Origin of the sequence: Kitasatospora sp. NPDC001527 (assembly GCF_040298605.1) — a bacterium.
Classification (GTDB): Bacteria; Actinomycetota; Actinomycetes; order Streptomycetales; family Streptomycetaceae; genus Kitasatospora.
The window spans coordinates 11,638-37,243 of the sequence record NZ_JBEPAM010000066.1 but is presented as its reverse complement, the minus strand read 5'-3'; the positions used below and the strand labels follow the sequence as shown (position 1 = coordinate 37,243).

The window sequence follows — 25,606 nt, the reverse complement described above, 5'->3', positions numbered from 1 at the left end:
CGTGCTGTGGCTGCACCTGATGGTCGTGGTGCTCTACTGGGTCTTCGACCGGACCGAGGACACCGAGCGGACCAGGGCCCCGCCGCGGCTCCGGCCGCTCCGGCGGCCGAGTTCTCCTCGCCGGCCCCCGTGGCCGGTGAGACCCAGGCCCAGCGCCCGGCCGCCCAGGCCCCGCGTCCGGCCGGTGCCGCCACCGGCGGTGCCCGTCCGGGCCCGCGTCCGGCCGGTCCGCGTCCGGGCAACAACCCGTTCACCTCGGGCAGCGCCACCGGTATGGCCCGCCCCGGCGACCGCCGTCCCGGCGCGCCGGGTGGGCGTCCGGGTGCGCCGGCCGGCCAGGGCGGCGACCGTCCGCGTCCGGGTGGCGACCGTCCGCGTCCGGGTGGCCAGGGTGCCCCCGGCGCCGGTGCCCCGCGTCCGGGTGGCGACCGTCCCCGTCCGGGTGGCCAGGGTGCCCCCGGCGCCGGTGCCCCCCGTCCGGGTGGCGCCCCGCGTCCCGGTGGCGCGCCGCGTCCGGCCGCTCCGGGTGCCCCGGGTGCCGGTGCTCCGCGCCCCGACGGCATGCCGCGTCCGGCCGGCCCGCGTCCGACCCCGTCGGGCATGCCGCGTCCGAACCCGGGCATGATGCCGCAGCGTCCGGCCGGTCCGGGCCCGCGTCCCGGCCCGGGTGGCCGCGGTCCGGGTGGCCCCGGTGGCCGTCCGGGTGGTCCGGGTGCCGGTGGCGCCCGTCCGGGCTTCCAGGGCCGTCCGGCCGGTCCGGGCTCGCGTCCGGCCGGTGGCGGCTTCGGCGGCCCCCGTCCCGGTGGCGGTGCCCCGGGCGGCGGCGGTGGCTTCGGTCCGCGTCCGGGTGGCTTCGGCGGCCGTCCCGGTGGCCCGGGTGCCCGTGGTGGCACGCAGGGTGCCTTCGGCCGTGGCCCCGGTGGCCGTCCGGCCCGTGGTCGCAAGTCGAAGCGGGCGAAGCGCCAGGAGTACGAGGCCATGCAGGCCCCGTCCGTCGGCGGTGTGATGCTGCCTCGCGGCAACGGCCAGACCGTTCGCCTGTCGAGCGGCGCCTCGCTGATGGACTTCGCGGAGAAGATCAACGCCAACCCGGCCGCGCTCGTCTCCGTCATGTTCAACCTCGGTGAGATGGTCACCGCGACGCAGTCGGTCTCCGACGCGACGCTGCAGTTGCTGGCCGACGAGATGGGCTTCCAGCTCGAGATCGTCAGCCGGGACGACGAGGACCGCGAGCTGCTGGAGTCGTTCGACATCGACTTCGGTGCCAACGAGGGCGACGAGGACCAGCTGGCCCCGCGCCCGCCGGTCGTCACCGTCATGGGTCACGTCGACCACGGTAAGACCCGCCTGCTGGACGCCATCCGCAAGTCCAACGTGGTGGCCGGCGAGGCCGGTGGCATCACCCAGCACATCGGTGCGTACCAGGTGGTCACCGAGGTGAACGGCGAGCAGCGCCCGATCACCTTCCTCGACACCCCGGGTCACGAGGCGTTCTCCGCCATGCGTGCCCGTGGTGCCAAGTCCACCGACATCGCGATCCTGGTGGTCGCGGCCAACGACGGTGTCATGCCGCAGACGGTCGAGGCGCTGAACCACGCCAAGGCCGCCGGTGTGCCGATCGTGGTCGCCGTCAACAAGATCGACGTCGAGGGCGCCGACCCGACCAAGGTCCGCGGTCAGCTGACCGAGTTCGGTCTGGTGGCCGAGGAGTACGGCGGCGACACCATGTTCGTCGACATCTCCGCGCGCCAGGGTCTGCACATCGACCAGCTGCTGGAGGCCGTGGTCCTGACCGCGGACGCCTCGCTCGACCTGCGGGCCAACCCCGAGCAGGACGCGCAGGGCATCGCGATCGAGGCCCACCTCGACAAGGGCCGCGGCGCCATGGCGACCGTGCTCGTGCAGCGCGGTACCCTCCGCGTGGGTGACTCGATCGTGGTCGGCGACGCCTACGGCCGCGTCCGCGCGATGCTGGACGAGAACGGCAACAGCCTCGCCGAGGCCGGCCCGTCCCGCCCGGTGCTGCTGCTCGGTCTGACCTCGGTGCCCCGCGCCGGCGACAGCTTCATCGTCGTCGACGAGGACCGCACCGCCCGCCAGATCGCCGAGAAGCGCTCGGCCCGCGACCGCAACGCCGCCTTCGCGCAGCGTCGCGTCCGGGTGTCCCTGGAGGACCTGGACAAGGCCATCGCCGCCGGCTCCATCGAGCAGCTCAACCTCATCATCAAGGGTGACGTCTCCGGTTCGGTCGAGGCCCTTGAGGACGCCCTCGTCAAGCTGGACGTGGGTGAGGAGGTCGAGCTCCGGGTCCTGCACCGCGGTGTGGGTGCCATCACCGAGTCCGACGTGGACCTGGCGATGGGCTCGGACGCCATCATCATCGGCTTCAACGTGCGCGCCGAGGGTCGTGCGCGCGCCGCGGCCGAGAAGGAAGGCGTGGACGTCCGGTACTACTCGGTCATCTACCAGGCGATCGAGGAGATCGAGAACGCCCTCAAGGGCATGCTCAAGCCGGAGTACGAGGAGGTGCGCCTCGGCGCCGCGGAGATCCGCGAGGTCTTCCGCTCCTCCAAGTTCGGCAACATCGCCGGTGTCCTGGTCCGCGACGGCATCATCCGCCGCAACGCCAAGGCCCGCCTGCTGCGCGACGGCAAGGTCGTGGCGGAGAACCTCTCCATCGAGGGTCTGCGCCGCTTCAAGGACGACGCGACCGAGGTCCGCGAGGGCTTCGAGGCCGGTGTGACCCTGGGCTCGTTCAACGACATCAAGGTCGAGGACATCATCGAGACCTACGAGATGCGCGAGAAGCCGCGCGCGTAAGCGGGTGGCTGCCGGGGCCGGTCGACGGGTGGAATTTCCGTCGACCGGCCCCGGTCCTGCTGTGTAGGGTCCGGGGAGCGGTCCGGTTCGGGACCGCTCCCCGAGGCCTTCAGGTCGGCGAGACCTGTCACACATGTTCGTGGGAACACTCACCTTCGACCTGCTCCTGGGCGACGTCCGGTCGCTCAAGGAGAAGCGGTCGATCGTGCGGCCCATCGTGGCCGAACTGCAGCGCAAGTACAGCGTGTGCGCTGCCGAGACCGGGAACCAGGACCTGCACCGGCGGGCCGAGATCGGCCTGGCGGTGGTGGCCGGCGAGGCCGGGTACGTCACCGAGGTCCTGGACAGCTGTGAGCGGTTGGTCGCCGGCCGCCCCGAGGTTCAGCTGCTCTCCGCCAGGAGGCGCTACCACAACGACGACGACGAATGAGAGCCGTGGAGCGGCGGCGCGAGTCGCCGTTCTCACACGGATCAGGACCGAGAGCGCCCACAAGGCTGGGCGCGGGCCGGTACTTTGGGGCAGGGGCCCCGACGGGTGCGCAGCACGCCCGGGTACCAGGCCCACTGCACGAGGAGGCAACGTGACCGACACCGCAAGGGCGCGCAAGCTCGCCGACCGCATCCAGGTGGTCGTCGCCCAGACCCTGGAGCGCCGGATCAAGGACCCGCGGCTCGGGTTCGTGACCATCACCGACGCGCGGGTGACCGGCGATCTGCGCGAGGCCACCGTCTTCTACACCGTCTTCGGTGACGACACCGAGCGCGAGGCCACGGCCGCCGCGCTGGAGAGCGCCAAGGGCGTGCTCCGCTCGGAGGTCGGCAAGCAGACCGGGGTGCGCTTCACCCCGACGCTGACCTTCGTCGCGGACGCGCTGCCGGAGAACGCCCGGAACATCGACGACCTGCTCGACCGGGCCCGGGCCATCGACGCCGCGGTGCGCACCACCGCCGCGGGCGCGACCTACGCCGGCGACGCGGACCCGTACAAGGTTCCGGCGTCCGAGCGTGACGACGAGGACGAGTAGTCATGGCGGGTGAGCCGGCGGCGGCCGGTTCCGCGGCCGGTACCGGTTCGACCACGGGGGCGTCCTCCACCGACACGGTGGAGGACGCCCTCGCGGTGCTTCCCGGACCCCGCGCCGAGGAGAGCGGGTTCGAGCTGGTCTGGCAGCAGGTGGTCGCGGAGATCGGGCGGGCCCGTTCGGTCGACCTGATCTGCCACATCTGCCCGGACGGCGACGCGCTCGGCTCCGCGCTGGCGGCCGGGCTGGCCCTGCGCGGGCTCGGCAAGGAGGTCCGGGTCTCCTTCGGCGACGACCCGCAGATCGTCCCCGAGTCGCTGGCCTTCCTGCCCGGCCAGGAGCTGATCGTGCCGGCCGAGGCGGTGCCCGACACCCCCGAGCTGGTGCTCTGCTTCGACGTCGCGGCGCGGAGCCGGCTCGGCCTGCTGCACGACAAGGCCTTCGCCGCGCCGGTGCTGGCCGTCCTGGACCACCACGCCTCCAACCCCGGCTTCGGCACCCACCAGTTGATCGACCCGAGCGCCCCGGCCACCGCCGTCCTGGTGGACGAGCTGCTGCGCCGGCTCGGCGTCGAGCTGGACCAGGACCTGGCCACCTGCCTCTACACCGGTGTCGCCACCGACACCGGTTCGTTCAAGTACCGGGCCACCACCCCGGCGACCCACGAGCTCGCCGCGCGGCTGCTCGCCACCGGCATCCGGCACGACCTCATCGCCCGGCAGCTGTGGGACACCTCCTCCTTCGGCTACCTCAAGGTGCTGGCCGGCGCGCTCGACCGGGCCGTCTACGAGCCGCGGGCGGCGGGCGGGCTGGGTCTGGTGTGGACCTGGGTGCCGTACCAGGACCTGGTGCTGTTCAGCGTGACCGTCGAGGAGATCGAGGGCCTGATCGACATCCTGCGCCGCCCGGCCGAGGCCGAGGTGGCGCTGGTGCTCAAGCAGGACCCGGACGGCACGCTGCGCGGCTCCTCGCGCTCCAAGGGCGCGGTGGACGTCGCGGCCGCCTGCGCCGAGCTGGGCGGTGGCGGGCACGTCTTCGCGGCCGGCTTCTCCGCCCGGGAGGACGTCACCGCGGTGGTGGACCGCTTCCGGGCCGCGCTGCGGGTTCGGTAGCCGCGCCCGGGTTCGGTAGTTTGGCGGTGCGGTTGATGTTTGCAGGGCTTTGACAGAGAGAACTTGATGAAGCGCAAAGGCACCGGCCCGGACGGCCTGGTCATCGTGGACAAGCCGGAGGGCATCACCTCGCACGGGGTGGTCGCCAAGCTGCGGTGGCTGGCCGGGACGCGGAAGGTCGGCCACGCCGGCACCCTCGACCCGATGGCCACCGGCGTGCTGGTCATCGGCGTCGAGCGGGCCACCCGGCTGCTCGGCCATCTGATGCTCACCGCCAAGACCTACGAGGCGACCATCCGGCTCGGCCAGACCACCGTCACCGACGACCGGGAGGGCGAGGTCACCTCCTCGGCCCCGGCCGACGCGGTGAGCCGGGAGGCGATCGACGCCGGGATCGCCGCGCTCACCGGCGAGATCATGCAGGTGCCGTCCAAGGTCAGCGCGATCAAGATCGACGGCAAGCGGTCATACGCGCGGGTGCGCGAGGGCGAGGACTTCGAGCTCGCCGCCCGGCCGACCACCATCCACGCGTTCACCGTGCACGAGCAGCGCGCGGCGGTGGCGGAGGACGGCACGCCGGTGATCGACCTCGACGTGACCGTGGAGTGCTCCTCCGGCACCTACATCCGGGCGCTCGCCCGGGACCTCGGCGCCGGGCTCGGCGTCGGCGGCCACCTCACGGCGCTGCGGCGCACCAAGGTCGGGCCGTACGGGGTGGAGTCGGCGCGCACCCTGGAGCAGCTGGAGGAGAAGCTGGAGGTGCTGCCGATCGCCGAGGCCGCGGCGGCCGCCTTCCCGCGCTGGGACCTCGACGCCGACCAGGCGAAGCAGCTCTCGCACGGCGCCCGGCTGAAGGCGCCCGGGCTGGGCGTGGACGGGCCGATCGCGGTGTTCGGGCCGGACGGCACCTTCCTGGCCCTGGTGGAGGAGAAGGGCGGCCAGGCCCGCCCGGTCGCCGTCTTCGTCGGCTGACCGGGGCCGGCGCGCCGTCCGTACCCTCAAGAAGCTTCACCCGTACGGGGGAGCGCGCGAGGTGAACCGAGGTCGTGAACGGCGCGGGCGCGGTCGGTCCGCGCTCGCGCCGGGCAGGCTCCCCGGCGGCGAGCAGGTCGCCGCGACGCGTCCACTCCCGGGCCGGCCGGCCCTGCGGGGAGGGCTGCGGGCATGCCGGGACTGCGGGGCTTCAGGGGCTTTCCGGGGGAGGACGACGCCGGCGCGGCGGGCGACGCGGGCCGCTCGCTGCTGCGGATCCGCGACCGGGACGGGCGGTTGCGCGGGCTCGGCTTCGTCGTGGACCGGCAGGGCACCGTCCTCACCGCCCACGAGGCCGTCGCGGGCCTCGACGGGGTGGTGCTGCACCTCCACGGCGGACAGACCCGGGTGGTGGGCCCGGAGCACGTCCGGCCGCTGCCCGGGCACGGGCTCGCCCTGCTGAGCACCGGCCCGGCCGGCGGGCTGCCCGTCCCGCCGCTGCCCCTCGCGGCGCCGCCGCGGGCCGACGGCGGCGAGGTACTGCTGGTACCCGTCCCGGTGCGGGGCGAGGGGCGTGCGGACGGGCGGACGGTGCTGCTGCGCTGCGGCGCCGCCGCGACCACCGGGGCGGTGTACCCGCAGGCCGACCGCTTCCACCTGATCGGCGGCGTGCTGCTGCTCGACGTGCCCTCGGCGGCGGACGCGGCGGCCGTCCCGGCCGGGGCGCCGGTGCTGGACGCGGGCAGCGGCGCGGTGGTCGCCGTGGTCGCGCCCGGCCTGCGGGCCCCCGGACGGCCGGGGCCGCCGACCGCCGTCCCGGTCCGGGGCGCCGGGGCGGACGATCCGGCGCTCGCCGAGGCGCTGGCACGCAACGCGGCCGAGGTGCCCGGGTACGGAAGCGCCCTCAACCCGGCCGGGGTGCTGCGGCTCACCGCCGCCCAGCTCACGGCGGCGGGCGCGGGCCCCGGCCGGGTGGCCGCCCTGGCCGCCGACCGGGTGGACCGCCCCGACGGCCTGGCCGAGTGGGCCGATCTCCTGGTGGCGGGGAGCACGGACAGTTGCGGGCCGCAGGCCGGGGTGGTGGCGCTGGTGGGAGCGGCCGGGTCGGGGCGCAGCACCGAGGCGGCGGCCGTGGCGGTACGGCGCGGCACCGGGGAGCGGCCGCAGCCCACGCTCTGGTTGCGCGGGGCCGACCTGCCGGCCGGTGACCTCTCGCTCGCGGGCGCGGTGGAACGCGCGCTCGCCTCGGCGGCGGCCGGACTGGAGGTGCCGCTGCCCGGGGCGGCGGCGGTGGCGGCGCTCTGCGCGGCGGCCGGGCGGCCGCTGCTGGTGGTGCTGGACGGCCCGGAGGAGGCGCCGGTGCCGCTCGACGCGGACTGGCTGCGGACCTCGGCGGGCTGGCTGGCGGCGGCCGGGGCGCGGCTGCTGGCCGTCTGCGGGGAGGAGGGCTGGGAAGCGCTGGCACCGGGCGGGACGGCGGGCGACTTCCTGGTGCCGGTCGCCGGCGCGCGGCAGCGGGCGGGGGCGGTGCGGGTGGTGGTCCGCCGGCTCGGTCCGCTGCCCGCCGAGGCGGCCGACCGGGTGCGCCGGCGCTACGGCCTGCCGCCGGGCACACCGGCGGGGGAGGACGCCCGGCACCCGCTGGCGCTCCGGCTGGCGGGGGAGCTGTGGGCGCAGGGGCTGCGCGGTGCGCCGGTGCGCCGCGGCGAGCTGTTCGCGGCCCACCTCGACCTGTGCTGCCTGCGGGTGGCCCAGCGGCTCGCCGGGGACGGCCGCACCCGGCGGCCGGGGGCCCACCGGCGGGGCGCCGTCCGGCCGGCCGGGGAGGACACCGGGCGGGTGCGGCGCACGGCGGCGGCGGTGGCCGGGCGGGTGCACGAGGCGGCGCGGCGGATGCTCGGCGCCGGGGAGGGGGGCCTGGACCGGGCCGCGTTCGAGGAGCTGTTCCCGGCGGCCGGCGGCTGGGCGACGGCGGTGCTGGCGGAGGGGCTGTTCGTCCCGGCCGGGCCGGGCCACCGCTTCGCGCACGGGGAGTTCGCGGACTGGCTGCAGGGTCTGCACCTGGACCTGGACGCGGCGCTGCGGCTGCTGCTCGGCGAGGCCGAGGACACGCCGCCGGTGCCCGCCGGGGCCGCCGGCGGGTGGGCGGGGAGCAGGACGCCCGGCCCGGGCGTCCTGGTGCCGCGGCACCGGATCGGACCGGTGGCCGCCGCGCTCCGGCGGATCGGCGAGACCTGGGGCGCGCCGGCGCTGGATCCGTGGCTGCACCGGCTCTGGCGGGCCGTGGACCTGCGCCCCCCGGGCAGCGAACCCGGCTGGTGGGCCGGCGCGCTGCTCACCGCGGGGCTGGTGGCCAGCCCCGGCATCGGCGAACACCGCGCGCTGCTGGAGCAGTTGGCCGACCGGATCGTCGAGCGGGCGGCCGCCGCGGGTGGGTTCGAGCGGCTGCCGGTGCCGGGGCTGGGCGGGTTCGGTCCGGCGTTCTGGGCCGGGCTCGGCCTGCCGGCGGAGCAGGAACTCGCCCTGTACCGGAGGCTGGTGGCCGCCGACGGGCCGGACCGGCCGTTCCTCGCCGCGGTGGCCGCCCGGCTGCGCGCCGACCCGCCGGGCGTGCTGCCGTCGCTGTGCGCCTGGTTCGACGATCCGCGCGGTCTGCCCGGCCGCCCCGGGGTCACCGTCGCCGATCTCGCGCACGACCTGCTGTTCGCCCACCGGGCGCTGGCCCTGGACGAGTTGACCGAGGCGCTGGCCGGGGCCGCGCACCCGCGGGCGGACGCCCTGCTGGCCGTGCTCGCCGTCGAGGAGCCCTCGGCGCTCTGCCGCGCGGTCGACCGCTGGAGCCACGACCCCCGGCCCGAACGGCACGTCGCCGCCGCGGTGCACGCGCTGCGCACCGCCCCGTACGCGCGCGGCGCCGGGCCGGAACTGCTGCGGTTCACCGCGCTGGCCCTGCTGGACCGGGAGGACGAGCCGGCCCTGCACGGCGCCGCGCTCGCCCTGCTGCTGCGGGACGGGCGCAGCCGGGCCGGGCACCTGCCGGCGGCGCTGGCCGTCTACCGGCGCGGCGAGGACCCGTTCCTGACCGCGCGGGCGCTGGCCCCGGCGCTGGAGAGCCACCCGGAGCAGGTCCTCGCGGCGCTGGCGGACCGGCTGGGCGGTCCGGCCGCCGCGGACCCGGCCGGCGCGCCGGTGGCCGGGACGCTGCGGGTGCTGGCCGACGCCCGGGCGCCGCTGGCCGTGCGCTGCGCCGCGGAGCTGGCGGCCCGGCTGCTGCGCGAACGGCCGGGGCTGGCCGGTCCGGTCGCCGTCGACTACCTGGGCCGCCGGCTGGCGCACGGGACGGTGGAGGGGGCGGTGGCCCGGCTGGAGCTGCGGGTGCTGCTGAACAGCGCCCTAGCGGCCCGCGCGGTGGCCGTGCGCCGGCCGTTCGCCGAGGTGCTGTCCCGTCCGGTGCCCGACCCGGTGGCGGACGCCCTGCGCTGCGAGCTGCTGGACACCCTGCTGGCCACCGAGGGAGATCCGGAGGTGCTGGCCGCCGCCGTCGCCGGGCTGGCCGAGCACTGCGCGGCCGAGCGGCCGGCACGGGCCCGCGCGGTGCTGGTGCGGGCGGCGGCCGGGCTGCCGGACGCCGACGGGCTGCTGGTGCGCTGCGCGGGGCGGTCGGCGGCCTTCGCCGCGCTGCTGGCGCGCTGGCCGGGGGACGAACGCCCGGCGCGCCCGGTGGGGCCGCGGCTGGACCGGCTGCGCGCCCTGGTGGCGGCCGGGCGGGACCCGCAGTACGCGGCGGCGGAGGCCGAGCGCGCGGGCGGTTCCGGGGCGCCGCGGACGCCCGCGACCGGGCCCCGGAACCCGACGGAGCGCTCAACCTGCCTTCCGGTGCCGAACTCCGGACAGGCGCATGGCACGCTATAGGGGTTCGGGTTTTGAGCGTTTGAGCGTACGGACGGTACGCGCCGTAGGGAACAAGGAGCGGTCAGGTGCAGCGCTGGCGTGGCCTGGAGGAGATCCCCGATGACTGGGGACGCAGCGTCGTCACCATCGGCTCGTTCGACGGGGTCCACCGCGGACACCAGCTGATCATCAACCGGGTGGTCGAGCGCGCCCGCGAGCGGGGCGTCCGCTCGGTGGTCGTCACGTTCGACCCGCACCCGAGCGAGGTGGTCCGCCCGGGCACCCACCCGCCGCTGCTCGCCCCGCAGCCGCGCCGGGCGGAGCTCATCGAGGAGCTGGGCGTGGACGCGGTGCTGGTGCTGCCGTTCACCACCGAGTTCTCCAAGGAGTCGCCGGAGGAGTTCTTCCGGCAGGTGCTGGTGGACGCGCTGCACGCCTGCCTGGTCGTCGAGGGGCCGAACTTCCGTTTCGGTCACCGGGCGGCGGGCGACGTCACGCTGCTGGCCGAGCTGGGCCGGGCCGCGGACTGCGGCGTCGAGGTGGTCGACCTCCAGGTGCGCGGCGCGGCGGGCGACGGCGAGCCGTTCTCCTCGACGCTGACCCGCCGGCTGGTCGGCTCCGGCGACGTGGCCGGCGCGGCCGAGGTGCTGGGCCGCCCGCACCGGGTGGAGGGCGTGGTGGTGCGCGGCGCGCAGCGCGGCCGCGAGCTGGGCTACCCGACCGCCAACGTCGAGACCGTGCCGCACAGCGCGATCCCGGCCGACGGCGTGTACGCGGGCTGGCTGACGGCCGACGGCGAGCGGATGCCGGCCGCGATCTCGGTGGGCACCAACCCCACCTTCGACGGCACCACGCGCACCGTCGAGGCGTACGCCATCGACCGGGTCGGCCTGGACCTGTACGGGCTGCACGTGGCGGTGGACTTCCTGGTCTACCTGCGCGGGATGGAGAAGTTCGACTCCATCGAGGCGCTGCTGGACCGGATGGCCGACGACGTGAAGCGCGCCCGCGAACTGACCGAGGCCGGCTGACCGCCGCCGGACACCACGAGGGCCCGCCGGCCGGGAGGTCGGCGGGCCCTCGGCGTGCGCTGCTACTGCTGTTGCGGCGGGGCGGGCGGCGGGTAGCCGTAGCCGGGCGGCGGCTGCTGCTGGTTGTCGTCGGGCAGGCCGTAGCCGTAGCCGGGCGGCGGCGGGGTGGCCGGCTGCTGCCACTCCGGCGCGGGCGCCGGTGCCGGGGACGCGGAGGCGGGCGGCGCGGGGTGCTGCGGCGGGTACCCGTAGCCGGGCGGGGGCGGCGGGGCCTGGCCGGGCTGCGGGGCCCACGGCGCCCCCGGCGCGGGCTGGACGCCCGGCTGGCCGGGCTGCTGCGGGTAGCCGTACGGGTACGGCTGGCCGTAGGGCGGCTGGGCCTGCGGACCGGGCTGCGGCTGCGGGTAGCCCGGCGCCGGGGGCTGCGGCTGGGCCGCCTGCTGCTGGGGCTGCTGCCAGCTCGCCTGCTGGGCGGCGGCCTGCTGGGCCCGGATGATGTCCTCGCCGACCAGGGTGGCCAGGTCGAAGTACGCCTCGCGGACCTTGGGCCGCATCATGTCGAGGTTGACCTCGGCGCCGGCCGCCAGGCTCTCGTCGAACGGGACCACGACCACGCCCCGGCAGCGGGTCTGGAAGTGCGCGACGATGTCCTCGACCTTGATCATCTTGGCCGTCTCGCGGACTCCGGAGACCACGGTGATGGACCGCTGCACCAGGTCGGCGTAGCCGTGCGCGGAGAGCCAGTCCAGGGTGGTGGAGGCGGACGAGGCGCCGTCCACGCTGGGCGTGGAGACGATGATCAGCTGGTCGGCGAGGTCGAGCACCCCGCGCATCGCGCTGTACAGCAGACCGGTGCCGGAGTCGGTCAGGATGATCGGGTACTGGCGGCCCAGCACGTCGATGACCTGGCGGTAGTCCGAGTCGTTGAAGGTGGTCGACACGGCCGGGTCGACGTCGTTCGCCAGGATCTCCAGGCCCGAGTGCAGGTCCTGCGAGGTGAACTGACGGATGTCCATGTAGCTGCGCAGGTGCGGGATGGCCGTCACCAGGTCGCGGATGGTGGCGCCGGTCTGGCGCTTGACCCGGCGGCCGAGGGTGCCGGCGTCCGGGTTGGCGTCGATCGCGATCACCTTGTCCTGGCGCTCGCTGGCCAGCGTCGCGCCGAGGGCGGTGGTGGTCGTGGTCTTGCCGACGCCGCCCTTGAGGCTGATCACCGCGATCCGGTAGCAGCTGAGCACCGGGGTGCGGATGATCTCCAGCTTGCGGGCCTTCTCCGCGGCCGCCGCCTTGCCGCCGAACTGGAAGCGCGGCTGCTGGCGCTGCTGCTTCGGCTGGCTGCGCAGCAGCCGGTCCGAGGACAGCTCGACGGCGGCGGTGTAGCCGAGCGGCGCGCCGTGCGCGGTCTGCTGCGGGGCGCCGGACTGCTGGAACGCGACCGGCGCGGAATGCGGCTGTTGCCACTGCGGGGCGCCGGGCTGGGGCTGCGCCGGCTGCTGGTAGGCGTTGGTCTGCGGCCAGCCGCCGGCCCGCGGGTCGGCGGTGGGGGCCTGCCCAGGCTGCGGCGCCTGCTGGCCCGGCTGCGGCGTCTGTTGGGCCTGCTGGGCTTGCTGGGCCTGTTGGGCGGCCGCCCAGGCGGCCGGGTCCTGCGGGTAGGGCTGCGGCTGGCCCGGAGCAGCGGGGTAGGGCTGCGGCTGGGCGGGGCCCGGGTACGGCTGGGGCACCGGGACGGCGGCCTGCGGCTGGGCGGGGCCGGGCTGCGCGGGAGCCGACGGGTCGGCCAGCGGCCAGCCCTGGCCGACCGGCGGCGCGGGTGCCGGAGCGGGCTCCGGCACCGGCACGGGGACGGCATGCGCGGCCGGCCCGGCAGGCGCGTGCGGCGCCTGCCCGGCGACGCCCGGGACGGCCGCGGGGGTGGGGGTGGGAACGGGAGCCGGGGCGGGCGCGGCGGCCTCGGCCGGCTGCGGCTGGACCGGCGGCTGCGGCACGGTCTGGGCGGGAGCCGGGACCTCGACCTGCGGCTGAACCGGAACGGTCGGCGGCGCGACGGCCGGCGGCCCCGCGGCAGGCCCCGCCGCGGGGCCGGGCCCGGCCGCCGCCGGAGCGGCCGCATCGCCCGGAGGGGGCGTCACCTGGGCACTCGCGGCGGTCGCGCCCGGAGCCGGCGCCGGAGCGCCCGCGGCGTCCGTCTGCACGTACCAGGACGGGGGAGTGTAGTCGGGCGCGTCGGACCAGTCGTCGTCGTCCTCCGCCGCGTTGTCGCCGACGTAGACGCCGTCCCGATCGCTGCTCACCTAGGCTCCCTCGTGTTCGCCGCCGCACGTTCGCGGTGCCGTTGCCGTCTCACAGCCTAGGCCGTGGGCCACCCCCGGCTGAAGGCGGTGCCGCATCTCCGGAAGGGCCGCGGAAGGGCCGCCGAGGGGCCGCGCGGGTCAGTCGAGGCGCCGCGGACCGCCCAGGACCTGCTGTTCCGCCTGGCCCGCCACGATCCGGACGTACTGACGGTTCATCCGCGTCGTCCACAGCGTCAGGTCGTCCGGCAGCGACGGCAGCGCGGCCACCTCGCCCGGGCCGAGCGAGAGCACCCGCCCGATCAGCTCGGCCTCCTCCGGCATCACCCGCTGCACCCCGACCAGGTCGGCCGAGTTGAGCACCCGGACGGCGTTCGGCCCCAGGTGCGGAACCAGCGTCAGCACGGTCTGCCAGGGCGTGGCGGAGAGCCGGCTGCGCGGCGGGCGGGCGCCGAGGTCGCGCACCACGAGCACCGGCGAACCGACCGAGGCGCCCTGCGGGCCGAGCCGGCCGGGCTGGTGGACCGTCACGCACGGCTGCCCGCCGCCCGCGGCCTGCGCCATCGGGCCCCAGAGGTGGGCGCGGGCGGTCTCGACGGCGATCCGCGCGCCGGTGGCGGCCGCCCGCAGCGCGATGACCTGTGCCGTCCACAGACCGCCGACCAGCACCAGCTCGTGGGCGCTGGGCCGGAACAGGCCGAGGACGGCGGGGCGCGCCTGGTGCACGTCCTCCCCGATCAGCACGCCGTCGTCGCCGACCGGGAAGGACATCGCCTCCAGCTCCGCGAGGGCCAGTACGTGCTTCTCCCGGCGCGGGCCGCGCAGCCCGAAGCCGGGCAGCAGCCGGGGCCGGACCCGGGGCTGCGGCTCGGCGCCGCTCTGCGGGGCGACGGGGTGGGTCCGGTACGCCATCAGGAAGCACCTCCCAGGGGCAGGGTGGCGAGGACGCCGGGGGCCTGCTCCAGGTCGAGCCGGGTCAGGCCGAGCCCGGTGCTCTGGGCCCGCGCCTCCACCTGGCGGCCGAGTTCGACGGCCTCGCTCTCGCTGCGCCCGGTCACCCGGAGGTGGCCGCTGAGCGCCACCGAGCCGCCGGTGCCGTGACCGGCCGTCAGGCTGAAGGTGCTGGCCAGCGCGGGCGCCCCGGTGACCAGGTTGACCAGGTCGGGGACGGCGATCCGGCCGGGGGCGCCGCCGGGGCGGCCGAGCTGCGGCCAGCGGGAGATCCAGTAGGTGCTGTGCCAGCGGTCGTCGACCCGCCAGAACCGGTTGGTCTCCTGGGTGCGCCGACCGCTGCCGCCGCCGCTGCCGCTGCCCTGGCGCCCGGCGGTGGCCAGCGGGTTGACGCAGCTGGAGATGGCCAGGGCGGCGATCAGCTCGCGCTCGTCGAGCACGGTGACGTTGAAGCCGGCGCTGTTCAGCCGCCCGGCGAGCTGGTCGGTGACCCGCTGGAGCGCCTTGCGGGCGCCCTGCTCGCCGCCGCCGCGGGCGCGCACCGCGCCGGCGGCCCGTTCCGGGTCGAGCTTGAGCGCCACCCAGGTGAGCCGCAGCGCGGGGGTCGCGGTGCCGTCCGCGAGCTCGCGGTAGGCGCGGGCGGCCAGCGACTGCTCGGGCAGGTGCGGCGCGGGCGCCGGCTGGGTGTGCTGGACCAGCTGGACCGACTCCAGGGCGATGTCGTCGACCCGCAGCGCGGAGCAGAGCACGTCCAGCGGCAGCGGCCGGGCGGTGCGGGCCGGACGCAGCGGCAGGTCCTTGGCCTGGACGAGCAGGACCGCGCTGAGGAAGGTGCCGTCGCCGACCATGCCGGTCTCCCGGCGCACCGGCCGGCCGCCGAAGTCGGCCTCGGTGGCGTGGGTGCAGGTGCGCAGGGCGGGTTCGAGTTCCAGGGCGGGGGCGAGCGCCGGGTCGGTGCCGGGCGGCGGGACGTGCGCGCGGGCCCGCTTGCGGCGGGCCTTGAGCGCGGAACGCACCCGCAGCGCCTCCGGGACGGTGCGTCCGCGCAGCGGCACGATCGCGAGCAGGACCAGGACGAGCGCGACGGCACCGAAGCCGCCGGCGACCGGCCGGCTGATCGTCCAGCCGACCGCGACCAGCGCCACCGCCACCTCGACCAGCACGAGCTGCTGGAGCCTCAGCCGCCCGCCGAGCAGTCCGGGCCGCGGATGGACGCGCACCGGGACGGGGCCGTCGCCGCCGCCGGAACGGGCCGGGCGGGCGCCGTGGTCCGGTGCGGGGGAGCCGTCGGTGTCGGCCCGGCCGCGTCGTGCGGAGCGGCGCGCACCGCTGCCCCGTGCCGTGCTCCGGCGCCCTGGAGCGGTCTGGCTTGGCATCCCCCGAGTGCCCCTCTCTGGTTCGGTTGTCGCGGCCCGGCTGGCCGGTGCGTGAACCGTACCCGTACCGTACTCACCGTCTGCTGCCGCATCGTAGAGGGTTCGAGCGTGTTCTCGCCCGGGGGGTGCGGGGCACGGGGCAGGACGGTCCGACAGGGGAGACGACGAGGATGGCATCGCGCCGCGACGAGCTGAACGCCTACACCTTCGCCCGCAAGCGCACGGTCGCGGCCTTTCTGCTGCCCGGTGGCGGGGGGAGCGACGAGGACGCGCCCCGGCCGGTCAAGGCGGTGCTGCCGAGCGTGATAGTCGGCGCCCTGGTGGTGGGCGGCTTCGGTCTCTGGGGGGTGTTCAAGCCCAGCGCGCCGGTGGGCTGGGACGAGGGCAAGTACATCGTCCAGGGCAAGCAGAGCACCACCCGGTACGTGGTGCTGACCGACCCGGACGGTAGGACCAAGCGGCTGCACCAGGTGCTGAACATGGCCTCGGCGCGGCTGGTGCTGCCGGTGGACTCCAAGGTCGTGGTGGTCGACGACGGCGTGCTGGACCGCTACCCCAACCACGGTCCGACGATCGGCATCCCGTACGCGCCGGACAAGCTGCCGAGCAAGGAGAACGCGAGCCGGCCGATGAAGTGGTCGGTCTGCGACCGCCCGGGCGACGAGCAGGGCGGCACCGTCGACCAGGCGGTGTTCGTGGCGGGCGGCGCCGACGCGGAGGCGCTCGGCGCCAAGGACCGGAAGCTGGACGTCGGCCAGACGCTGCTGGTGCAGCAGGCGGACGACCCGCAGGTGACCGCCTCCGGCCAGGGAGCGGGCCAGGGCAAGCAGCGGCTGTTCCTGGTGGACGACAAGGGCCGCAAGCACGCGATCGGCGGCCCGGAGGACTCGGACACCACCCGCTCCCAGCTGATGTGGGCGATCTTCGGGGCGACCGCCACCCCGCAGAAGGTGAAGAAGGACTGGCTGGAGACCCTCGTGCCGGGCAACGACATCGTCTTCCCGAAGATCGACGGGCTGGTCCCGGACACCAGGACCGCCAACTCCACGGTGCCGCTGCAGAACCCGGCGGACCGCAAGGTCGGCCGGCTGGTGCGGTTCGGCGAGAAGCACTACGTCGTGGGCAAGAACCAGCTGCTGCTGGTCACCCCGTTCCAGGCCGAACTCATCCGGCAGAACCCGGCGTTGCAGCCGCTGTACAACCAGGACGCCGACAAGAGCCCGCGGATCGACCCGCTGACCCCGGCCGAGCACGCCGCCGTCAACAGCGATGTGCCGCTGATGGCCTCGGGCGCCGCCGACTGGCCCGTCAGCACGGGCGCGCCGGCCAACAACTGGAAGGCGCCGAAGGACGCCCGCCCGGTGGTCTGCAGCACCTTCGACGGGGTGGCGGAGGACGGCCGGACGCCCCGGCGCAGCGTCTGGGCCGGCCCGGACTACCCGGTGCGCTACAGCAACGGCGCGTCCACCGCGCACGTGACGCCCGGTCACGGTCTGTTCTACCGCGCCCTGGACAACTCCGCGGAGGGCTCCGGCACCGACTTCCTGATCACCGAGACCGGGCTGCGCTACGCGGTGCCGGCCAGCAGCGAGGGCGGCAAGGGCGGTCAGACCACCGCACCGGCCCAGCCGGGTCAGCCGGCCGGCCAGGGCGGGGCGCCGAAGACCCCGTCGGCCCAGCCGGCGACGCCCTCCGGCCCGCCGCAGCCCGAGGAGGCGGGCGGCAACCAGGCCCGGCTGGGCTACCAGGGCCTGCAGCCGGCGCTGGTGCCGCAGCAGTGGTCGAACCTGGTCCCGGCCGGGCCGGCGCTCAACGCGAAGAGCGCGGCGCAGCAGCAGAACGCCTGAGGAGCCTGGGGCTGGGCGGTGCAAAGGAATTGGTCGCGATGTCATGGCTTGGTAACCGACCGTCGCCCAGTGTTGGGTGAGCTGCGTGTGCCGACTACAGTGCTGCACGACATCACACCGGTGATGCCCGGGGGCCGGAGACGCCCCCCGGTCACGAGGTCTGTCTCATGGGGGACGGTAGAGCATGGCTCAGTTCAGGACGACCGCTCAGGAGATGCTGGCGTTCGCCAAGCACATGGACGAGGTCATCAACCAGATCAACACCGAGATCAACGGCCTGAACAACCTGGTGGGTTCGATCACCGGCGGCTGGCAGGGCCAGGCCGCGCAGGCGTACACCAACCTCCAGGGCCAGTTCAACACGGACGCCCAGGAGCTCAACAAGTCGCTGCGCGCGATCAAGGACGCGATCGAGCTCACGACCCAGAAGTACTCCCAGGCCGACGCCGACCAGCAGGCGATCTTCGGGTCCGCCGCCTCCGGCGCCTGATCCCCGGCTCCGTCCGTTCACCCCGCGACGCGCACCCGGGCTGACCGGGTGCCCCGCAGCCTCGACTAGGAGACATCGTGGCCGACCACATTCTCGTCAACTTCGAGTCCATCAAGAACGCCAGCTCGGAGGTCCGCCGCACCGCGGGCACCATCAAGCACCAGCTCGAGGAGCTGAAGGCCGGCGTCACCAAGATCGCCGCGAGCTGGGAGGGCGCCGCCCAGCAGGGCTACCGGGCCCACCAGACCAAGTGGGACGAGCGCGCCAACCACCTGCAGCAGGTGCTGGAGCAGATCGCCAAGTCGCTGGACAACGCGGCCGAGAGCTACCGGAGCACCGAGAACCGCAACGCCTCCCTCTGGACCGGCTGACGCTTCACGGCCCGAACGCCGCGCGCCGAAGGGCGGGTGCCCCGAGCGGGCGCCCGCCTTCGGCGCGCGGGCGTGCAACCAGGTGGACGACATGAGGGGTGGCAGGGTGCCGGTGGTCAGGTACCGGACGGTCGCCGCGGCGGCGGTCGCGCTCGGGCTGCTCGGCGGCCCGCTGACGGTGCCGGCGGCGGCGGACGGGCCGGGCATCTCGGCCGCGGGGGAGTGCGGCAAGAACGCCCAGAACGTGCAGGCCGTCCCGTGGTCGCTCCAGCGGATGGTGCTGGACGAGCTCTGGCAGGGCGGCACGGTCACCGGTGCCGGGGTGCTGGTCGCGGTCATCGACACCGGGGTGGACGACCAGAACCCCCAGCTCGCCAACAAGGTCCTCGACGGCGGCTCGCTGCTCAAGGACAAGGAGGGCAAGCCGGTCGAGGGCGGCGGCAAGGACGACCGGGTCGGCCACGGCACCAAGGTGGCCGGCATCATCGCGGCCTCCCGCAGCGAGCAGACCGGCTTCGTCGGCATCGCCCCGGGCGCCGTGATCCTGTCGATCCGGCAGAACGACGCCGAGGGCAACGGTGACGTGCACTCGCTGGTCGCGGCCGTCAACTCGGCCGTCCAGCAGGGCGCCAAGGTCATCAACATCTCGCAGGACGTGCGCGGCGCGGGCGACACCCGGTTCGTCGGCTACGACGAGCTGAAGGCCGCGATCGACAACGCGGAGGACAAGGGCGTCGTGGTGGTCGCCTCCTCCGGCAACGACGGCAAGAAGGGCGACACCTATCCGGCGGCGTTCCGCACGGTGCTCGCCGTCGGCGCCTCCGACCGCAACAACGAGCGCACCTACTTCTCCCAGTACGGCGACTTCGTGGACGTCGCGGCCCCCGGGGTCGACATGCTCTCCACCGTCCCGCGCGGCGGGCAGTGCGTGGACAACGGCACCAGCTTCGCCGCGCCGTACGTGGCCGGCCTGGCGGCGCTGCTGGTCGGCGCGCACAAGGACTGGAAGCCCAGCCAGGTGCGGGCCTGGATCGAGCAGACCGCGCAGCGCACCGACCACAAGGCGAACGAGTACATCGGCTGGGGCGTGGTCGACCCGGTGAAGGCGGTGACCACGGCGCCCGCCGCGCCCGCCGACCGCCCGGTGGCGGACCCGCCGGTCGAGCTGGCCTCCGCCCCGATCGTGCCGCGCCCGCTCGGCCTCGGCGAGACCCAGGCCGACCGCGACGGCCGCACCGCGACCTACGTCCTGGGCATCGGCGCCCTGCTGGTCGCGCTGCTGATCGGCGGCGGCGTGGTGCTCCGCGACCACCGTCGACGAACCTGACGGCCGCCTCCCGCGTCCGGCGGGGTCGTCCCGAGCCCGGCGAGCCGGTGACGCTCAGGAGGGGGCCCGCGGACGCGGCAGTGCCCCGGGCCAGGGGGAGCCCGGGGCACTGCCGTGTGGGGGAGGGTGGGGGTTCGGGGGAAGGGGTCAGCCCTGCTGGTCCTCGGGGAGGCTGATCACCCAGTGGGTCTCCTGGCGGGGGCGCAGGTAGAGCAGCCAGTAGAGGGTGGCGGCGGCGGTGATGCCGCCGGTCCACAGCAGCGGCACCACGTCCAGCTGGGTGATGACGTAGCCCAGGACCACGATCAGCACGACCGGGACGGCGGGCCACAGCGGCATCCGCCAGGCGGCGGCGTGCTTGTGGTGCTTGCGGCGGGAGAGCAGCGCGGCGATCGCGACCAGCAGGTACATCCCGGTGACGGCGACGCCGGTGATCTCGCTGAGCAGCTCGCCCTTGACGTAGCAGAGCGCGGCGCCCGGCAGGCCGACGGCCAGGGTGGCGATCCACGGGGAGCCGAACCGGCCCAGGGTGCCGAAGGCCTTGTTGACCGGGCCGGGCCAGGCCTTGTCGCGGGCCGAGGCGAACAGCACCCGGGAGTTCTGGATGACCATGACGATGCCGGCGTTGATGATGGCCAGCGCGACGCAGAGGCTGATGAAGGTGCCGACCGCGGAGTTGCTCCAGGCGGTGACCATGCCGGAGATGTCGCCGGAGCTCAGCGTCGCCAGGTCGGGGGCGCCCATGGTGATGGCGGCGACCGGGACGAGGAGGATCGCGGCGGAGATGCCCAGCGTCCACAGCACGGTGCGCGAGACGTTGCGGCGCGGGTTCTCCAGCTCCTCGGAGAGGTAGACGGCGGTGGAGAAGCCCTGGGTGATGAAGAGCGCGATGCCGAGGGCGCCGATGATCGCGCCGACGCTCACCGTGGTGGTGACGCCGTCCTCGCCGGTGACCACGCCGTGCAGCATGCTGGGCGCGCCGCTGTTGGCGTGGGCGAAGCCGAGCACCGACACGACGCCGGCCGCGACGACCTCCAGGACCAGGAAGATGCCGGTGATCCAGGCGTTGGCGCGCAGGTCCAGCAGGCCGGCCAGGGTGGCGGCGAGCATCACCGCGGCGCCGGCCAGCGGCTTGTCGACGTGCAGCACGGGGGCGAGGTAGTCGGCGGTGCCGAGGGCGATGACCGAGGGGACGATCATCACCACGATCAGCGAGAGCACGAAGACCAGCCAGCCGGCCAGGCGCCCGGCCAGGGTGCCGACCATCGCGTACTCGCCGCCGGCGCTGGGGATCAGGGTGCCGAGCTCGGAGTAGCAGAAGGCGACCGCGATGCAGAGCACCGAGCCGATCGCGATGGCCAGCGCGGTGGCGCTGCCGATGCTGGAGAACAGCTCCGGGACGATCACGAAGAGCGTGGAGGCCGGGGTGACGCAGGACAGCGTGAGCAGTGTGCCGCCGACGACGCCGATCGAGCGCTTGAGCGTCTGCTGCTGGGTGTCGGGCGCGCCTGCGGCGGCCGCGGCGGGGGCCGCGGTGGCGGGCGGGCGAAGCGTGTCGGTCATGTGGCATCCGATCGGCTCTGTGCTGGTCCTGGAGAGGGAGCGGTATCGCCTCCGCTGGCTGCTGGCTCGGTTTATGGTCCTGTCGCTCCCGGGCCGCCATGGAACCTTGGCCGTATCGATCGCGTCAATGCCGGAATCGCTTCGGAATCCGTTGCTGTACGGCGTATAAACATGCGATCTGATGATCACTAACTGTCATCACTATGCATGTCCGACTTGTTACTTTCGCCACATCGCGCTTGAATCCAAGGTGAACGCCAGGTTGCATGCACCTATTCAAAGGCGCTTCCGGAATGCGGGGGCAGGTCGGCCGGACACCCCGGCGCCGCCCGCCGGGCACCGGGCCGGGTACGGGAACCGCAGCCCCCGGGCGGAAAGATCTAGGTAACGTTTCGGCACGTGGGACGACGGAAGGGGCCGGATCCGAGGACCCGACCCCTTCGAACACGCTCCGTGACGAGAACCGGCGGCTACGGCGCCGGCAGCCAGCCCGTCTGCACCATCTGCCCGCTGGTCACCCGGCGCGAGACGTACACGCCCCGGCCCGGCGGCAGCGCCTGCGGCTTGACGGTGCCCAGCAGCGGGCCCTCGTCCCGGTTGCCCGAGAGCAGCACGCCCTGGCCGCCCAGCTCGCGCATCCGCTGCATGAACGGCTCGTACAGCGAGCGCCCGGCGCCGCCCGCGCTGCGCGCGACGATCACCCGCAGGCCGATGTCCCGCGCGAACGGCAGGAACTCCGCGAGCACCGCCAGCGGGTTGCCCGAGGAGGTCGCCACCAGCTCGTAGTCGTCGACGACCACGAACATGTCCTTGCCGCTGTACCAGCTGCGGTTGCGCAGCTGCTCGGCGGTCACGTCCGGCCCGGGCAGCCGCCGCGCGCAGGCCCCGCGCAGCATCTCGACCACGGACGTCATGGCCGGCTGCGCGGCCGCGTACTCCACCAGGTACTCCGGCGGGACGACGCCGAGCAGCGCGCGCCGGTAGTCGCCGACCACGATGCCGGCCTGGTCCGGGGTGTACCGCTCGGTGATCTGCTTGACCAGCATCCGCAGCAGCGCGGACTTCCCGGACTCGGTGTCGCCGAAGACGATGAACAGCGGGTCGGTCTCGAAGTTGACGAAGGCCGGCGCCAGCTCCGCCTCGTCCACGCCGAACGCGACGCCCCGCTCCGGGTGCTCGAAGCCCTTCGGCAGCGAGTGCCCATCCAGCACCGCCGGCAGCATCCGCACCTGCGGCGCGCGCGGGCCGGTCCACGCCCCGGCGACCGCCGAGACCAGCCCGGTCACGCCGTTCTGCAGGTCCTCCACGGAGCCGGAGCCGTCCAGCCGGGGCAGACCGGTGAGGAAGTGCAGCCGGTCCGCGGTGACACCGCGCCCCGGCACGGCCGGCACGTTCTGCGCCACCCGGCGGTCCACCTCGGACTCCATGGAGTCGCCGAGCTTCAGCTCGGTCCGGTTCTGCAGCAGGTCCTTGAGCGCCGGGCGGACCTCCGCGTACCGGGCCGCGGTGATGATCAGATGGACGCCGTAGCCCAGGCCCCGCTGGGCGATGTCGCCGATCACCGGCTCCAGCGCCTCGAACTCCTGCTTGAAGGTGTTCCAGCCGTCGATCACCAGGAAGACGTCGCCGAACTGCTCGTCCGGCAGCGCGCCGGAGGCCCGGCGGGCCCGGTAGGTGACGATCGAGTCGAGCCCGGTCGCGCGGAACAGCTCCTCGCGCCGGTTCAGCACGCCGTGCACCTCGGAGACCATCCGGCGCACCTTCTCGGCGTCCAGCCGCCCGGCCACCCCGCCGACCTGCGGCAGCTCCTGGAGCGACTGGAAGCCGCCGCCGCCGAAGTCCAGCAGGTAGAACTGCACCTCCAGCGGGGTGTGGGTGAGCGCGAACGAGGCCACCGTGGTGCGGATCATGGTCGACTTGCCGGAGCGCGGACCGCCGACCACCAGACCGTGGCCGGCCGCCCCCGCGTAGTCGTGGTCGAGGATGTCGCGCTTCTGGTCGCGCGGCTTGTCGACGATGCCGACCGGCACCCGCAGCCGGCCCAGCGCCCCGTACTGCGGCGCGGTCAGCCCTCGCTCGGCGGTCGCCTGCAGCGGCGGCAGCAGCTGGTCCACGCTCGGCGGGGCGTCCAGCGGCGGCAGCCACACCTGGTGCGCGGCCGGTCCCTGGCCCGCCATCCGCTGCACGAACACGTCCAGCACGGTGTCCGCCAGGGCGTCGTCCGGCTCCTCGACGATCGGCTCGACCTCCTGCACCAGCGGCTCGGTCACCGGCACCTCGGCCGCGGTGAACCGCACCGGCCGCGCGGTCACCAGCCGGCCACCGGTCGACCGCTGCTGCCCCGGCGCCCGGTAGGGCCCGGAGACGTACGCCGCCTTGAACCGCTCCATCACGTCGGTGCCGAACTTCAGGTAGCCGACGCCCGGCACCGGCGGCAGGTGGTACGCGTCCGGGACGCCGATCGCCGCCCGCGACTCGGCCGCCGAGAAGGTGCGCAGACCGATCCGGTAGGAGAGGTAGGTGTCCAGACCGCGCAGCTTGCCCTCCTCCAGGCGCTGCGAGGCCAGCAGCAGGTGCACCCCGAGGGACCGGCCGATCCGGCCGATCTGGATGAACATGTCGATGAAGTCGGGCTTGGCGGTGAGGAGTTCGGAGAACTCGTCGATGATCAGCACCAGTGACGGCAGCGGGTCCAGCGCCGCGCCGGCCGCCCGGGCCCGCTCGTACTCGTGGATGTTCGCGTAGTTGCCGGCCCGGTGCAGCAGCTCCTGGCGCCGGTTGAGCTCGCCCTCGATGGCGTCCCGCATGCGGTCCACCAGGGTGAGCTGGCCCTCCAGGTTGGTGATCACTGCGGAGGTGTGCGGCATGTCCGCCATGCCCGCGAAGGTCGCGCCGCCCTTGAAGTCGGCGAGCACGAAGTTCAGCGTCTCCGAGGAGTGCGTCATCGCCAGGCCCAGCACCAGGGTGCGCAGCAGCTCGGACTTGCCGGAGCCGGTCGCGCCGACGCACAGGCCGTGCGGGCCCATGCCCTCCAGCGCGGCCTCCTTGATGTCCAGGTACACGTGCTCGCCGCCGGCCCCGACGCCGATCGGCACCCGCAGCCGCTCGTGCTGCGCCCGCTGCCGCCAGCTGCGGGTCACGTCGAAGGAGCCCGGGTCGCCGGAGTTCATCAGGTCGGTGAAGTCCAGGTTGGACAGCAGCGGTTCGTCGTCGCCGCCGGCCGAGGCCCGGTACGGCGCCAGCTGCCGGGCCAGCGCCTCGGACTGCCAGGCGGAGAGGGTGTCCGGGGCGCCGGAGTAGGTGGCGCCGGAGGCCGAGCGCAGCACCAGCTCGTCCGGCGAGACCGTGACGACCAGGTGCCCGGTCGGCTCGTCGAGGTCGCCCGGGACCACCTCGACGATGGTCACCCCGTGCACGCCCTCGGCGCCGGCCAGCAGCGAGTCGTGCGGTACCGACGCGCCGTCCATCACCACGACGATGTGCGGCTGGTCGGGCGCCGGCGCGGCGTCCCGGACGAACCGCTGGCGGCCGGCGAGTTCGTCCTGGAGCAGCAGCTCCAGCTCGCCCAGGCCGGTGGCGATCAGCCGGCGCGAACCGGCGCCGTCGTTCTCCTTGCGGTGCTGGTTGTGCGGGAGCCACTTGGTCCACTCCCACTCGTCCACCGCGCCGGGCGCCGCGGCCACCGTGACCAGCAGGTCGTCCGGCGAGTGCAGGGTGGTCAACTGGGCGATCATCGCCCGGACGTTGCCGTAGACGGTGTCCGGGTCGCCGCAGACCGTGATGTGGTAGAAGGCGCGCAGCGAGATCGCCAACGGCAGGTCCTGCAGGGTGCCGTGCGCCTTCAGGAAGGTCTGCATCGCGGCCGCCGACAGCGGCTCCAGCTCGTCCATCGGCGCGGTCTGCGGCGCGACCAGCGGGGTGGACAGCTGCACCGGTCCGCGGCCGACCCGGATCTGCGCGAAGTCGGCGTCCCCGGCGCGCCGTTCCCACAGCCGGCGGCCGTCCGCGACGATCGACCAGAGCTGGTCCGGCTCGGGGTTCAGGAACAGTTGCGCGCCGCGCTGGCGCTCGGCGGTCCGGCGCACCTGGCGGCGCATCTGCTGGAGGTACTTGAGGTAGTCGCGCCGCTCGTCCGCAGTGGCCGAGGAGCCGCCCTTGCGGGCCCGGACGATCTGCGCGAGCGCCATGCCGACCGTGGAGACGATCATCAGACCGCCCATGATCTTCATCGGGGCCTGGGCACCCGGCGAGAAGAAGAACACCGCCGATCCGCCCATGCCGAGCATCGGCAGGATGCTCATCACCCAGTCCTCGCCGCCCGACCGGGGCAGCTCGGGCGGGGCGACCAGCTCCACCGGCTCGTCCGCCACCGCGGGCGGATAGGCCCGGGGCGGCCGCTTGACGGTGATCACACCCATGCGCGCCCCACCCTCCGACCACCAACGCTTCGCTCGATCACCACGGCATCAGCCCTCACGCCACTGGATACGTACGGGCGAGGGCGCCCCGTGTGACGCCGCCCCCGCTCCGCCGGCCGCAGGCACC

The 25,606-nt window shown here is 74.8% G+C and carries 16 protein-coding genes; 11 read left to right on the top strand and 5 right to left on the bottom strand.

The annotated features are described in order from the left end of the window. The 7 genes from infB to ABT238_RS35320 form a co-directional block, all read left to right on the top strand. The coding region (infB, locus tag ABT238_RS35350) for a translation initiation factor IF-2 (RefSeq protein WP_502891493.1) at positions 1 to 2,820 on the top strand (2,820 nt) is incomplete at its 5' end. Between the two features lie 133 nt (positions 2,821 to 2,953). After that, positions 2,954 to 3,250: a DUF503 domain-containing protein gene (locus tag ABT238_RS35345; RefSeq protein WP_350571236.1), complete on the top strand. Its 297-nt coding sequence runs from the start codon at positions 2,954 to 2,956 to the stop codon at positions 3,248 to 3,250. Positions 3,251 to 3,401: 151 nt separating this feature from the next. Continuing rightward, positions 3,402 to 3,845 carry a 30S ribosome-binding factor RbfA gene (gene rbfA / locus ABT238_RS35340; RefSeq protein ID WP_350571237.1) on the top strand — a complete coding sequence of 148 codons (444 nt, stop codon included), beginning with the start codon at positions 3,402 to 3,404 and terminating at the stop codon, positions 3,843 to 3,845. Between the two features lie 2 nt (positions 3,846 to 3,847). Next, positions 3,848 to 4,954 (top strand): DHH family phosphoesterase, encoded by a 1,107-nt coding sequence (locus ABT238_RS35335; RefSeq protein WP_350571239.1) that lies wholly within the window; start codon positions 3,848 to 3,850, stop codon positions 4,952 to 4,954. A gap of 66 nt (positions 4,955 to 5,020) precedes the next feature. Further along, positions 5,021 to 5,926, top strand: coding sequence for a tRNA pseudouridine(55) synthase TruB (gene truB / locus ABT238_RS35330; protein WP_350804793.1), 906 nt, complete (start codon positions 5,021 to 5,023; stop codon positions 5,924 to 5,926). Positions 5,927 to 6,118: 192 nt separating this feature from the next. Continuing rightward, positions 6,119 to 9,838: a trypsin-like peptidase domain-containing protein gene (locus tag ABT238_RS35325; RefSeq protein WP_350804789.1), complete on the top strand. Its 3,720-nt coding sequence runs from the start codon at positions 6,119 to 6,121 to the stop codon at positions 9,836 to 9,838. A 65-nt stretch (positions 9,839 to 9,903) separates the two neighbouring features. Then, positions 9,904 to 10,848 (top strand): bifunctional riboflavin kinase/FAD synthetase, encoded by a 945-nt coding sequence (locus ABT238_RS35320; RefSeq protein ID WP_350571244.1) that lies wholly within the window; start codon positions 9,904 to 9,906, stop codon positions 10,846 to 10,848. A gap of 62 nt (positions 10,849 to 10,910) precedes the next feature. Here ABT238_RS35320 and ABT238_RS35315 read toward each other — a convergent pair whose 3' ends face one another. The 3 genes from ABT238_RS35315 to eccE form a co-directional block, all read right to left on the bottom strand. After that, positions 10,911 to 13,139, bottom strand: coding sequence for a MinD/ParA family ATP-binding protein (locus tag ABT238_RS35315; RefSeq protein WP_350804783.1), 2,229 nt, complete (start codon positions 13,137 to 13,139; stop codon positions 10,911 to 10,913). A gap of 138 nt (positions 13,140 to 13,277) precedes the next feature. After that, positions 13,278 to 14,048, bottom strand: coding sequence for a hypothetical protein (locus ABT238_RS35310; RefSeq protein ID WP_350571248.1), 771 nt, complete (start codon positions 14,046 to 14,048; stop codon positions 13,278 to 13,280). After that, a complete protein-coding gene (gene eccE / locus ABT238_RS35305) occupies positions 14,048 to 15,463 on the bottom strand; it encodes a type VII secretion protein EccE (protein WP_350571249.1) in 1,416 nt (471 codons plus the stop codon). Before eccE ends, ABT238_RS35310 begins: the two co-directional genes overlap by 1 nt. Before the next feature lie 170 nt (positions 15,464 to 15,633). Here eccE and ABT238_RS35300 point away from each other — a divergent pair, with 170 nt between their 5' ends. From ABT238_RS35300 to mycP, 4 genes are all read left to right on the top strand, one after another. Beyond that, positions 15,634 to 17,310, top strand: a complete 1,677-nt coding sequence (locus ABT238_RS35300; RefSeq protein WP_350571251.1) for a type VII secretion protein EccB — start codon at positions 15,634 to 15,636, stop codon at positions 17,308 to 17,310. A 184-nt stretch (positions 17,311 to 17,494) separates the two neighbouring features. Continuing rightward, positions 17,495 to 17,800, top strand: coding sequence for a WXG100 family type VII secretion target (locus tag ABT238_RS35295; protein WP_350571253.1), 306 nt, complete (start codon positions 17,495 to 17,497; stop codon positions 17,798 to 17,800). 77 nt (positions 17,801 to 17,877) lie between these two features. Then, positions 17,878 to 18,171: a WXG100 family type VII secretion target gene (locus ABT238_RS35290; protein ID WP_350571255.1), complete on the top strand. Its 294-nt coding sequence runs from the start codon at positions 17,878 to 17,880 to the stop codon at positions 18,169 to 18,171. Positions 18,172 to 18,262: 91 nt separating this feature from the next. Next, positions 18,263 to 19,498, top strand: coding sequence for a type VII secretion-associated serine protease mycosin (mycP, locus tag ABT238_RS35285; RefSeq protein WP_350804767.1), 1,236 nt, complete (start codon positions 18,263 to 18,265; stop codon positions 19,496 to 19,498). A 147-nt stretch (positions 19,499 to 19,645) separates the two neighbouring features. Here mycP and ABT238_RS35280 read toward each other — a convergent pair whose 3' ends face one another. Both ABT238_RS35280 and eccCa read right to left on the bottom strand, forming a co-directional pair. Then, a complete protein-coding gene (locus ABT238_RS35280; RefSeq protein ID WP_350571258.1) occupies positions 19,646 to 21,061 on the bottom strand; it encodes an APC family permease in 1,416 nt (471 codons plus the stop codon). Between the two features lie 470 nt (positions 21,062 to 21,531). Further along, positions 21,532 to 25,479 carry a type VII secretion protein EccCa gene (eccCa, locus tag ABT238_RS35275; RefSeq protein WP_350571260.1) on the bottom strand — a complete coding sequence of 1,316 codons (3,948 nt, stop codon included), beginning with the start codon at positions 25,477 to 25,479 and terminating at the stop codon, positions 21,532 to 21,534. Positions 25,480 to 25,606 lie beyond the last annotated feature (127 nt).